The organism is Pseudarthrobacter sp. NKDBFgelt (assembly GCF_046097905.1).
Taxonomy (GTDB): Bacteria; Actinomycetota; Actinomycetes; order Actinomycetales; family Micrococcaceae; genus Arthrobacter; species Arthrobacter polychromogenes.
Genome location: NZ_JBJURL010000010.1, coordinates 73417 through 85169, shown reverse-complemented (window position 1 = coordinate 85169; position 11753 = coordinate 73417). Strand labels below are relative to the sequence as shown.

Below are 11753 nucleotides of genomic sequence, written 5' to 3'. Positions count from 1 at the left end.
CCGCCGGTGGCTTCGGCAAGGGCGGCCGCGGCCGCGGCGGCACCCAGGGTGCCTTCGGCAAGGGCGGCGCCGGACGTGGCAAGCAGCGCAAGTCGAAGCGTGCAAAGCGCCAGGAACTTGAGCAGATGAGTGCCCCGTCGCTGGGTGGCGTGAGCGTACCCCGCGGCGACGGCAACACTGTGATCCGGCTGCGCCGCGGCTCGTCCATCACGGACTTCGCCGACAAGATCGAGGCAAACCCCGCCGCGCTGGTGACCGTCCTCTTCCACCTCGGTGAAATGGCCACGGCCACGCAGTCGCTGGATGAAGAGACCTTTGCCCTGCTGGGCGAGGAGCTTGGCTACAAGCTCCAGGTTGTGTCCCCGGAAGACGAGGAGCGCGAGCTGCTCTCCGGGTTCGACATCGACTTCGATGCCGAACTCGAAGCCGAAGGCGACGAAGAACTTGAGGCCCGTCCTCCGGTTGTCACCGTCATGGGCCACGTGGACCACGGTAAGACCCGCCTGCTCGATGCCATCCGCAAGTCGGACGTCATGGCCGGCGAACACGGCGGCATCACCCAGCACATCGGTGCCTACCAGGTCACCCACAACCACGAGGGCGACGACCGCAAGATCACCTTCATCGATACCCCGGGCCACGAGGCGTTCACCGCCATGCGCGCCCGTGGTGCGAAGGTCACCGACATCGCCATCCTGGTGGTCGCAGCGGACGACGGCGTTATGCCGCAGACCGTTGAAGCACTCAACCACGCGCAGGCGGCCAACGTGCCGATCGTCGTGGCTGTGAACAAGATCGACAAGGAAGGCGCCAACCCGGAGAAGGTCCGCGGCCAGCTGACCGAGTACGGACTGGTTCCCGAAGAGTACGGTGGCGACACCATGTTCGTTGAGGTCTCTGCCCGCCAGAACCTCAACATCGACGAGCTGCTCGAGGCCGTCCTGCTCACCGCAGACGCTGCCCTGGACATGCGCGCCAACCCGAACAAGGACGCCCGCGGTATCGCGATCGAAGCCAACCTGGACAAGGGCCGCGGTGCGGTTGCCACCGTCCTGGTTCAGTCCGGTACCTTGCGCGTCGGCGATACGATCGTTGCAGGCACGGCCCACGGCCGCGTCCGCGCAATGTTCGACGACGACGGCAGCGCCCTGACCGAGGCCGGCCCGTCCCGCCCCGTGCAGGTGCTGGGTCTGTCCAACGTGCCGCGTGCAGGCGACACCTTCTTCGTGACCGCTGACGAGCGCACCGCCCGCCAGATCGCCGAGAAGCGTGAAGCAGCCGACCGCAACGCCGCCCTGGCCAAGCGCCGCAAGCGCATCAGCCTGGAAGACTTCGACCAGGCAGTGGCCGACGGCAAGATCGACACCCTCAACCTCATCCTCAAGGGTGACGTGTCCGGTGCCGTGGAAGCCCTCGAAGACGCCCTGCTCAAGATCGACGTCGGCGAAGGCGTGCAGCTGCGCGTCATCCACCGCGGCGTTGGTGCCATCACGCAGAACGACGTCAACCTGGCAACAGTGGACAGCGCCGTCATCATCGGCTTCAACGTCAAGCCTGCCGAGCGCGTTGCCGAGCTGGCAGACCGCGAAGGCGTGGACATGCGCTTCTACTCCGTCATCTACTCCGCAATCGATGACATCGAGATGGCGCTCAAGGGCATGCTCAAGCCGGAATACGAAGAATTCCAGCTGGGCACCGCCGAGGTCCGCGAAGTCTTCCGCTCCTCCAAGTTCGGAAACATCGCAGGCTCGATCGTCCGCTCGGGCATCATCCGCCGCAACACCAAGGCACGCATCAGCCGCGACGGCAAGATCATCGGTGACAACCTCACCGTTGAGACGCTCAAGCGCTTCAAGGACGACGCCACCGAGGTCCGCACGGACTTCGAGTGTGGTATCGGCCTTGGCTCGTACAACGACATCAACGAAGGCGACATCATCGAGACCTTCGAGATGCGTGAGAAGCCGCGCGTCTAACGTGTTCGTTTAGGTGGGTGCCGTCGGAATTTCCCGGCGGCCCCGCCCCTACGCTGGGCGGCAACGGATCTGCGATCCTTTGCCGCCCAGCTCCGGCAGGCCCGATGCCACTCCCAGGCCGCCGGAAAATTCCAACGGGTCTGTTGATGACTCACGTTGGGTGCGTGGCCAAAAACCTAACGTGCGCGCAGCCTCACCAGACTGCCGTCGTACGTTCCAAATTTTTCTAGGAGTTGTTCATGGCTGATCCGGCACGTGCTGCCAAGTTGGCGCAGCGGATTAAGGTTGTTGTTGCTGAGGCCCTGGGCCGGAAGGTTAAGGATCCCCGGCTGGAGGGCATTACTGTTACCGATGCCCGGGTGACCAATGATCTGCAGCACGCCACTGTCTACTACACCGTTTTTGGTGACCAGGCTGTCCAGGCCGATGCTGCCAAGGGACTGGAGAAGGCCAAGGGTGTGCTTCGGCAGGAGGTTGGCCGGAACATTACTGTCCGGCTGACTCCCAGCCTGGAGTTCGTGGCGGACCAGATTCCCGTGGTTGCCTCCAACCTTGAGGAGCTGTTGCGCGAGGCGAAGAAGCGCGACGCTGAGGTTGCCGCACTGGCTGCCCAGGCCAAGCATGCAGGCGATGCCGATCCGTACAAGAGCGACGTAGCGGCAGAGGTGGACATCGACGAGGACGACTTCGACGAAGAGGACCTTGACCTCAGCGACGACGGGGAACTCGACGAAGACGGCCACAAGTAACCGTCAGCACAGCAGAAGGCCCGGACCGCCGATGTGGTCCGGGCCTTCTGCTGTGCCGGTAAGTGTTCCTTTCCGTTACAGGCCTATTTTGATGACCCTTCCCTGAGTGGGATCAGCGAAACTGAAACCGGCCGTTGCATAGAGCGAGTTTCCGCGGATTTCCACTGCAGCCGGGCCGTCGATCGCGAGGAACTGTGACCTGTGGCGGCTGGAGGCATCAAACTCAATGATCTCGTTGCCGAACAGGGACGCCACATAGACGTCGCCGTCGTCGGCAATGGCCAGGCCGGTGGGGCTCAGGATGCCTTCCGCCCACACCTTGGTGCTGCCGGTGGAAGGGTTCACGCGGAAGATGGCACCCCGGGCTCCCAGGGAAGGATCCTCAGGCCCACCCGGAAGTGACGTGACGTACAGCCGGCCGTCCGGGCCGAACTCCAGGTCCGTCGGCACAGGCTCAAAGGCGTATTCGTGCCCCACAACGCACGCAGGAACTTCTACGGTGGTCCCGGCCATGTCCACGGGGATCCTGGTCCCCGCGGGGATCACTGCAGGCCGGGGCGGCAGGACTGCCAGCGTGTCAACGTCCCCTGATTCCAGGTCCACTTCCAGGATTGCGTTTGCTCCCGCATCCGCGATGTACGCCTTATCACCCCGTATTGCCACGGCGTAGGGATTCGAGTCCAGGCCGCCCTGGTACCGGGCCGGCGGGAAGGCGGGCCACTCGGCCAGGCAGGAATCCGGTACGTCGGGTCCAAAACCGTAGTGCTGGGCGCCATCAGGGTTCTTGTCCCGTTCATGGCTGGCGAGATCGGCAAGCGTATGCACCTCTCCCTCTGGGTCGAGGGACTTCAAGTACCCTTTGAGGGCGGCCGGATCACCTTCCCCGGCGCCTGCGTTCTCCACGAAGTACCTCGTGCCATGCCGGGTTTCAACGCCTCCGACGCTCCAACCCTGTTCCCCCTGGTAGAGGGCAGTAGTGGAGCCGTCGTCGTTGACGCGGCTGAGCAGGCCGGAGAAGTTCTGGGACACCAGGACGGATTTATCGTAGGTTACGGTAAGGCTTAGAGGCGCGGTCAGGCCCTCAGCCAGCGTCCGGGGCGTTGTGTGCTCGAGGGTGGAAACCGCGGCTGCGGCCCCGGCAGGAACAACTGTCGCCGCAGCAGCGAGCAACGCGACGATCGAAAATTTAATCTTCATTGGGTACTCCGGTTTGGGGCCTTAACGTGGCGGATAAGGAGCCTCCCGGCAGGAGGCTAGAAATTCGGAACCCCCCGGCGCCAGATTATTCCTGCACAGTAAGAATGTCGCGGGGATTTCCCCCTATCAGCCCCCTAATTCCACCCCCTAATCTCAGCCCCAGTGATTAGGATCTAGCTATGACTGAGCCGAATGAGACCGACCACACCGCGAAGTACCTCGAGCAGGCCGTGGAGCTGGCCACCCGGAACGTCGGCGCAGGAGGGGGACCGTTCGGCGCGCTGGTGGTGACCGCCGACGGGCGGGTGCATGAAGGCGTCAACCGCGTAACCCTGGATAACGATCCCACCGCCCACGCCGAAGTGGTGGCCATCCGGGCCGCAGCAACGGCGATAGCCAGCTATGACCTGCAGGGAGCGGTCCTCTATGCGAGCTGCGAGCCCTGCCCGCTGTGCCTGGCGTCCGCACTGTGGGCACGGATCGACCGCGTCTACTTCGCCGCCGACCGCCACGGCGCCGCCGCCGCAGGTTTCGACGACGCAGTTTTCTACGAGTACTTCGACGGGACCCGGCCGGAACTGTTGCCCGTCACCCGAAGCGACATCCCGTCGTCGCACGCGCCCTTCCAGGCGTGGGGGGACTTTGCCGGCAGGAAGGAATACTAGGAATGGAACCTGCGCTCACCACCTGTCCAGACTGCGGAAAGACCAACAGGGTCCCCGCCCAGGCGGCAGGCCGGCCGCGCTGCGGCAACTGCAAAGCGGACCTGCCCTGGATTGTGGCCGCGGGGGATGCGGACTTCGCGGCCGTCGCCGAGCAGTCACCCGTTCCCGTGCTCGTGGACTTCTGGGCTGCCTGGTGCGGCCCATGCCGCATGGTGAGCCCGGTGCTGGACAAGCTGGCCCGGGACCGGCCCGGCCGGATCAAGCTCGTCAAGGTGGACGTGGACAAGTCTCCGGGCCTGTCGCGCAGATTCGATGTACAGGCAATTCCCACGCTGATGGTGATGGTTGACGGCAAAGTGGCAGCCCGCCAGGCTGGGGCGGCCCCCGCGGAGGTACTGCGTTCGTGGCTGGACGGTGCGCTGGCGGGAAAGGGAAACTAGCCCCGCCACGGCGGCACTAACCCTGCCGGGTCCGGCCCGGCAACCGGCCCAGCCCCTCCACCAGGTCTTCCTGCCGTCCGCACAGGGCCACCCGGACCCACCCTTCGCCGATGGAACCGAAGGCAGTCCCCGGGGCCAGGGCAACACCCGAATCTGCGAGGAACCGGCGCACCCAGCTGCGGACGTCCCCGCCCGTTGCATGGGAGACATCCGCCCACAAATAGAAGGCTCCCTGCGCCTTGAGGTAAGGGATGCCCTTCGCGTCAAGCACGGCGGACGCCGCATCGCGGTTCGCCCGATAGTGCCCGTGAGCGTGCTGCACATAGTCTTGCGGCCCGGTCAGGGCAGCAAGTGCAGCGTACTGGGACGGTGAAGCGACGCAGGAGACAATCGCCTCCATCACGTTGTCCATCTTCTGCTTGATGCCCGGCGGGCAGATCAGCGCGCCGATGCGCAGCCCGGTGAGCCCGTAGGTCTTGGACAGGGTCAGGGAGGTGAAGACGCGCGCGTCACCCGGCGCATCGCCGTCGAACCTTGCGGGGCTGACGTGCGGCACATCGTAGGTGAAGGCCTCATAGCATTCGTCGGAGATGACCCAGAGATCGTGACGGCGGGCCAGATCCATCAGTTCCCGGGTCAGGTCCTCGCCCAGCACGGCGCCGAGCGGGTTGGAGGGGGAGTTCAGGACCAGTACCCGCGTGCGGTCAGTGACGAGCGCCTCGATGTCCGCGGGCCTGGGCTGGAAACCGTGGTCCGGGTAGAGCGGGTAGCCCACGGGGACAGCGTTCAGCAGCCGGGCGGTCATCGCAAAGGTGGGGTAGCCGGGGTTGGGGACCAGGATTTCGTCGCCGGGGGAGAGCAGCAGGCTCATGGCAAAGTGCAGGCCCTGCTGGGCGCCGTCCACCACGTACACCCGGTCGGCGCCGATGCTGTCGATGCCGCCGGGGCTGGTGCCGGCGCGTTCGCGGAACCGCGCCGCGAACGCTTCCCGCAGTGCCGGGATGCCGGCGTTCGGAGTGTAATTCGTCTCATCCCGGTCCAGGCACGCCATGGCTGCTTCGAGCACATGCCGGGGGACCGGAAAGCCAGGCTCGCCGATGCTGAGCACCAGGGCGCCGGGGGTGCGCCACGCGGCCTCGGTGATTTCGCGGATCTGGTTGACGGGCACGTCGCGGACATGGGCGGCAAGCTCAGGCATGCCTGCCATCCTAGCTGGCGCTGGAACCGCCTCCGGAGTGCCGGTGCCCGGGCGTGGGCAGGGGCCGGGACCAGCGCCGATATACTGGGAGGCGTGCTTTCTGGACTGGTGATAGTGGACAAGCCGCAGGGATGGACCAGCCATGATGTGGTTGGCCGGATGCGGCGCCTCGCAGGTACCCGGAAAGTAGGGCATGCCGGAACGCTTGACCCCATGGCCACCGGCGTCCTGGTGGTGGGCATCAACAAGGCAACACGGCTGCTCACCTACATCGTGGGCACCTCCAAGACCTACACCGCCACCATTCGCCTGGGCCAGTCCACCGTGACGGACGACGCCGAAGGCGACGTCATTGCCACGGCCGGCACGTCCGGGGTCAGCGAGCAGGCAATGTACGACGGCGTTGCGGCCTTGACGGGCGACATCCAGCAGGTGCCCAGCAGCGTCAGCGCCATCAAGGTCAACGGGGAACGCGCCTACGCGCGGGTACGGTCCGGCGAAGACGTGAAACTGGCCGCCCGCCCTGTCACCATCCACAGGTTCGAGGTGCACGCCATCCGGCGGGACCCCGAGGCGGACGTCGTGGACCTGGACGTCACCGTGGAATGCTCCTCCGGCACGTACATCCGCGCCCTCGCCCGGGACCTGGGCAATGCACTGGGAGTGGGCGGACACCTCACCGCGCTCCGCAGGACCCACGTGGGCCCCTACTCACTGGACCAGGCGCGCACCCTGGACCAGCTGGCCGAGGAGCTCAACGTGCTGGAAATGTCGCAGGCTGCCCGGGCCCTGATGCCTAACCGCGAGCTCAGCGCAGAAGAAACCACCGAGATCTCCTTTGGCCGGCGCATCGCCGCCGGCGCCGCCCCCGGAAGCCCCGACGCTGCCACCGCCGACCACCCCGCAGCCGCTTTCGCGCCGGACGGAAGCCTGGTGGCACTCCTGGCCGATGCGGGCAGCTTCGCCAAACCCGTGCTGGTGTTCGCGCCCGGCAACGGCGCCCCCTCAGCCGGCCACACGGCGGAGGGCTGACGGTGGACGCGTATTTCTACATCATCCTGGTGGTCGGGCTCCTGTCCACGGCGGTGTGCCTTGCGGCGGGCATCCTCAAGAAGGCGCCGAACGACGTCACGATCCTGTCCGTGGCCGCGGTGGAGGTCGCCCTCCTCGTCTACCTGGTGGGATCCGTCATCCGGGTGGTTGCCGGCGAAGCCATCGCCGGCGAGGCGTGGGAGTTCTGGGGCTACCTGGTCACAGCCATGCTCCTGCCCCCGGCCGCCGTCTACTGGTCCATCCTGGAACGGACCAGGTGGAGCAACTTTGTCCTGGCCGCCGTCGGCGTTACCGCGCTGGTCATGGCTGCCCGCATGAACCAGATCTGGTACTGAAGTGGAAGAAGCACGCAACGTGAAAGACCAGCACACCACAACCGCCGGGCAGGACCACGCCGGCAGCAGCGCCTCCAACAGCCGCAACACCGGCCCCGGGCGGCTGTTGATAGCCGTCTACGCGGTCTTCGCGATTTCCGCCTCGGCGCGGGCGGGCTACCAGATCCTCACCAAGTTCTCCGAGGCGCCGCTCGCGTACCTGCTCTCCGCCTTCGCCGCCGTCGTGTACGTGGTGGCCACCGTCTCGCTGGCCAAGGCCGGAAGCACTTGGTTCAAGGTATCGGTTGCCGCAGTGCTGGTGGAACTTGTCGGGGTGCTGGTGGTTGGCGCCCTGAGCCTCTTCGACCCCGTCCAGTTCCCGCATGAAACCGTCTGGTCGCTGTTTGGCCGCGGCTATGCCTTTATCCCGCTGCTGCTGCCCATTTTGGGGCTGGTGTGGCTGTACCGCCGGCGCCCGGAGGCACGGACCTCCGCCTGAGGAACTTTCCTCCGGGACTGGCGGCCCCTTGCCGGAACACATGAAATATGCTTCACTATTTTCTGTGGAGGGGAGTATCCCCCGAATGCCTCGTCGTCAGTCCGGCCGCCCCTGAGCGGCCCGGCGGGGCAGGCTCCTGCAGGGAGCCGGGAAAGACCTCCAGTTGGTACATCTGACTGGAAGCAGGTTTCCCCTGATGAACGTTCCCCTATGGGCCTGGCTGGCCGTACTTCTTTTTATTGTCCTGATGCTTGCCCTTGACCTCTTCGCGCACCGTAAAGCCCATGTGATCAGGGTGCGGGAGGCGGCATTGTGGTCTGCAGTCTGGGTCGCCTTCGGTGTTGGCTTCGGCGTGCTGGTGTGGCAGGTTTACGGTGCGGAGTATGGCCAGCAATATTTTGCCGGCTACCTGATCGAGAAGTCCCTCGCCGTGGACAACGTCTTTATCTGGGCCATCATCTTCACCTACTTCGCGGTGCCCCGGGAGTACCAGCACCGCGTCCTCTTCTTCGGTGTCCTGGGCGCCCTGGTGTTCCGGGGCATCTTCATCGCCGCAGGCGCCGCCATCATCGCCAGCGCGGGGTGGGTGCTCTACATTTTCGCGGCGTTCCTGCTTATTACCGGCTACCGGATGATCCGGCACCGGGACGACCACCTGGATCCGGAGAAGTCCCGGGCGTTGAAGCTGTTCCGCCGGCACGTACCCATGACCAATGATTTCCACGGGCAGCGGTTCCTCATCCGGCGGCAGGGCGTCCTCCTGGCCACCCCGCTGCTGGCGGTCCTGGTCCTCGTCGAGGTCACGGACATCATCTTCGCCGTTGACTCCATCCCCGCGATCTTCGCCGTCACCGATGACGTGTTCCTGGTGTTCACCGCAAACGCGTTCGCCATCCTGGGCCTCCGGGCCATGTACTTCCTCCTGGCGGACCTTATCCACCGGTTCATCTACCTCAAGACCGGCCTGGCGCTCGTCCTGATCTGGGTGGGCATTAAGATGTTCCTGAAGATCGACATCTACTACATCCCCACGCCCGTTTCCCTGGCGGTCATTGCCATGATCCTCCTCGTATCGGTGGCAGCAAGCCTGTGGGCAACCCGGGGCCAAGGGCGCCGGCCGCTTCCCGCGCCGGAGAGTGCACCGTTCGGAACCGCATCTCCCGAGGACGTGGCCGCCCTGGAACCGTTGTGGCGCCGCCGGGTGCCAAGCAGGACCGACCATCAATGACGCCAAATACAACGGAGCATCCATGACAGCTGAAAGTTCTGCCGACAGCGGCCAGGAAGCTCCACGCCCAGGCGGGCCCGCCCGGCCCGCCTGGACGTTTCTCACCAACCACGGCCATGTCCTGCTCTCCGTGGCGAGGGACCCGGACATCCTGGTGGCAGACATCGCCGAGCGGGTGGGCATCACCACCCGGGCCGCCCTCCAGATCCTCAAGGACCTTGAAAGTGCGGGATACCTCCAGCGGGCAAGGGTGGGACGCAGGACCCACTACACCATCCGGCCCCACCAGCATTTCCGGCATCCTGCAACTGCTGCACAGGAAGTGGACGGGCTGATCCGCCTGTTTGCCGCACCGGCTCCGGGCGAGGGGCCGGCAGCGGCGGCGGAAAAGTAACAGCCCGGCCCGCGGCGTTCCCGGCGTCCGGGCGGGCCCCCGAATGCGGGTAATCTTAGAGAGTTCCGCGGCCGGTACCAGGCCCGAACATTGATACTTGCAAGCTGTTAAGGCGAGGGTGATGGTCTACATCTGGAACGATCCGTCCGAGGTCCCGGCGGACTTCGGCCCATCTGTGGTCACGATCGGGAACTTCGACGGCGTTCACCGGGGGCACCAGCAGGTGCTGTCCGAACTTATCCGCACGGCGCGGATCACAAGGTCCAAAGCCGTTGTGGTCACCTTCGACCCGCACCCGGCCCAGGTCCACCGTCCCGAGTCCGCGCCCGAGCTGATCATGGGCTTGCAGGACAAGCTGGAGGCGCTGGGGGAGTTGGGCCTGGACGCCATCCTGGTCATGAAGTATTCGCTGGACCTGGCCAGCCTCACCCCCGAGGAATTCGTGGAGCAGTACCTTGTGGACTGCCTGCATGCCGGCCATGTTGTGATCGGCCACGACGTACGCTTCGGCCGCGGCAACTCAGGGGACCTGGACACCATGAAGGAGCTCGGCCGGAAGTTCGGGTTCGAGGTGCAGGTGATCAGTGAGTTCGGCTCCGAGGGCTACCCCCTGCATGACGACGACGGCACGGACCGCCGCTGTTCCTCCACCTGGGTGCGGGAAGCCCTGCAGGAAGGTGACGTTGCAACGGCGTCCGCTGTCCTGGGACGCCCGCACCGGATGCGCGGCGAAGTTGTCCACGGCGCCGCACGCGGCCGTGCGCTCGGATTCCCCACCGCAAACCTGGCCAGCAACGCCAGCGGACTGGTTCCTGCCGACGGCATTTACGCCGGCTGGCTGGTGGACCAGGTGGGGACCCGGTGGCCCGCGGCTATCTCCGTGGGCTCAAACCCCACATTCGACGGCGTCAGCCGCCAGGTGGAAGCCCACGTGATCGACCGGCCAAAAGAGGACGTGGACGACTTCGATCTGTACGGCCAGACAGTAGTTGTGGAATTCGTTGCCCGCCTCCGGGGCATGGTGGCCTACCGTGGGCCGGAAGCACTCGTGGAGCAGATGCGCCTGGACGTCGTCCAGGCACACGAGCTGCTGGCCCGGCGCTAGGGGCGCCCACCAGGGAAAGGCAGCACCGTGTCCGTCGAAAAGAACACCCGGAAGCTGGACAAAGGCATCGTCCGCGACTTCAGCTCACGGATGAGCTACGCCTCCTACCTCCAGCTGCCAACCCTCCTCAGTGCGCAGCAGCCGGTCAGTGAGCCCGAGCACCACGATGAAATGCTCTTCATCATCCAGCACCAGACCACCGAGCTGTGGCTCAAGCTGGTCCTGCATGAACTGCGCAGCGCGGCGGCGTGGCTCCGGGCCGATGACCTCGGATCGGCGCTGAAGGGCATTGCCCGGGTTAAACACATCCAGAAGACCCTGACCGAGCAGTGGTCGGTCCTTGCCACGCTGACCCCCACCGAGTATTCCCAGTTCCGCGGCTTCCTGGGCAACTCCTCGGGCTTCCAGTCGAGCCAGTACCGGGCCGTGGAGTTCGTGCTGGGCAACAAGAACCGCAAGATGCTCCCGGTGTTCGAGTCGGACCCGGAAGCGCACGCCATGCTGGAGGAACTGCTGGCAGCCCCCAGCATCTACGACGAATTCCTGGGCTACCTCGCGCGGCAGGGCTTCGACGTTCCGGCGTCGGTCCTCCAGCGGGACGTGACCAGGGCCCACGAGTACACACCGGAACTGGTGCCACTGTTCAAGCACATCTACGAGAACGCCGCAGCCAACTGGGGCGCGTACGAGGCCTGCGAGGAGCTGGTGGACCTTGAGGACAATTTCCAGCTGTGGCGGTTCCGGCACCTCCGGACGGTCCAGCGGACCATCGGCATGAAGGCGGGCACTGGCGGCTCGAGCGGCGCGGCGTTCCTGCAGAAAGCCCTGGAACTGACGTTCTTCCCTGAACTGTTCGCAGTCCGGACGGAAATCGGCCAATGAGCACGCACCAGGGGACGTTCCGCCCGGGCACCAACCACCAGCCCGTCCACGGA

General features: G+C 65.5%; 13 protein-coding genes. 11 read left to right on the top strand and 2 right to left on the bottom strand.

The genetic code is table 11. From position 1 onward, the window contains the following. Both infB and rbfA read left to right on the top strand, forming a co-directional pair. Positions 1-1976: translation initiation factor IF-2 (gene infB, locus ACKAE7_RS04675; RefSeq protein WP_408978612.1), on the top strand; the 1976-nt coding region annotated here is incomplete at its 5' end. A gap of 239 nt (positions 1977-2215) precedes the next feature. Then, positions 2216-2725, top strand: coding sequence for a 30S ribosome-binding factor RbfA (gene rbfA / locus ACKAE7_RS04670; RefSeq protein WP_188809352.1), 510 nt, complete (start codon positions 2216-2218; stop codon positions 2723-2725). Positions 2726-2800: 75 nt separating this feature from the next. Here rbfA and ACKAE7_RS04665 read toward each other — a convergent pair whose 3' ends face one another. Beyond that, positions 2801-3922: a ScyD/ScyE family protein gene (locus ACKAE7_RS04665; protein WP_408978611.1), complete on the bottom strand. Its 1122-nt coding sequence runs from the start codon at positions 3920-3922 to the stop codon at positions 2801-2803. Positions 3923-4101: 179 nt separating this feature from the next. Between ACKAE7_RS04665 and ACKAE7_RS04660 the strand changes: the two genes are divergently transcribed. Then, the gene (locus tag ACKAE7_RS04660; RefSeq protein ID WP_188809354.1) at positions 4102-4587 is read left to right on the top strand and encodes a nucleoside deaminase; all 486 of its coding nucleotides are present in this window, start codon (positions 4102-4104) and stop codon (positions 4585-4587) included. Between the two features lie 2 nt (positions 4588-4589). Further along, positions 4590-5027 carry a thioredoxin gene (gene trxA / locus ACKAE7_RS04655; RefSeq protein WP_188809355.1) on the top strand — a complete coding sequence of 146 codons (438 nt, stop codon included), beginning with the start codon at positions 4590-4592 and terminating at the stop codon, positions 5025-5027. A gap of 16 nt (positions 5028-5043) precedes the next feature. Here the strand turns inward: trxA and ACKAE7_RS04650 are convergent, their stop codons facing one another. After that, a complete protein-coding gene (locus ACKAE7_RS04650; protein ID WP_408978610.1) occupies positions 5044-6225 on the bottom strand; it encodes a pyridoxal phosphate-dependent aminotransferase in 1182 nt (393 codons plus the stop codon). A 93-nt stretch (positions 6226-6318) separates the two neighbouring features. On the opposite strand from ACKAE7_RS04650, the gene truB reads away from it, so the two are divergent. The 7 genes from truB (at position 6319) to kynA (ending at position 11700) form a co-directional block, all read left to right on the top strand. Beyond that, positions 6319-7257: a tRNA pseudouridine(55) synthase TruB gene (truB, locus tag ACKAE7_RS04645; RefSeq protein ID WP_190613517.1), complete on the top strand. Its 939-nt coding sequence runs from the start codon at positions 6319-6321 to the stop codon at positions 7255-7257. A gap of 2 nt (positions 7258-7259) precedes the next feature. Beyond that, positions 7260-7613, top strand: a complete 354-nt coding sequence (locus ACKAE7_RS04640) for a hypothetical protein (protein WP_188809358.1) — start codon at positions 7260-7262, stop codon at positions 7611-7613. 19 nt (positions 7614-7632) lie between these two features. Next, complete coding sequence (locus ACKAE7_RS04635) at positions 7633-8091, top strand: hypothetical protein (protein WP_104185514.1); 459 nt, start codon at positions 7633-7635, stop codon at positions 8089-8091. 196 nt (positions 8092-8287) lie between these two features. Beyond that, positions 8288-9319, top strand: coding sequence for a TerC family protein (locus ACKAE7_RS04630; protein WP_408978609.1), 1032 nt, complete (start codon positions 8288-8290; stop codon positions 9317-9319). A gap of 22 nt (positions 9320-9341) precedes the next feature. Further along, the gene (locus tag ACKAE7_RS04625; protein ID WP_188809361.1) at positions 9342-9713 is read left to right on the top strand and encodes a winged helix-turn-helix domain-containing protein; all 372 of its coding nucleotides are present in this window, start codon (positions 9342-9344) and stop codon (positions 9711-9713) included. A 121-nt stretch (positions 9714-9834) separates the two neighbouring features. Then, positions 9835-10818, top strand: coding sequence for a bifunctional riboflavin kinase/FAD synthetase (locus tag ACKAE7_RS04620; protein WP_408978608.1), 984 nt, complete (start codon positions 9835-9837; stop codon positions 10816-10818). Positions 10819-10845: 27 nt separating this feature from the next. Further along, positions 10846-11700 (top strand): tryptophan 2,3-dioxygenase, encoded by an 855-nt coding sequence (gene kynA / locus ACKAE7_RS04615; protein ID WP_188809363.1) that lies wholly within the window; start codon positions 10846-10848, stop codon positions 11698-11700. The last annotated feature ends 53 nt before the right edge of the window (positions 11701-11753 follow it).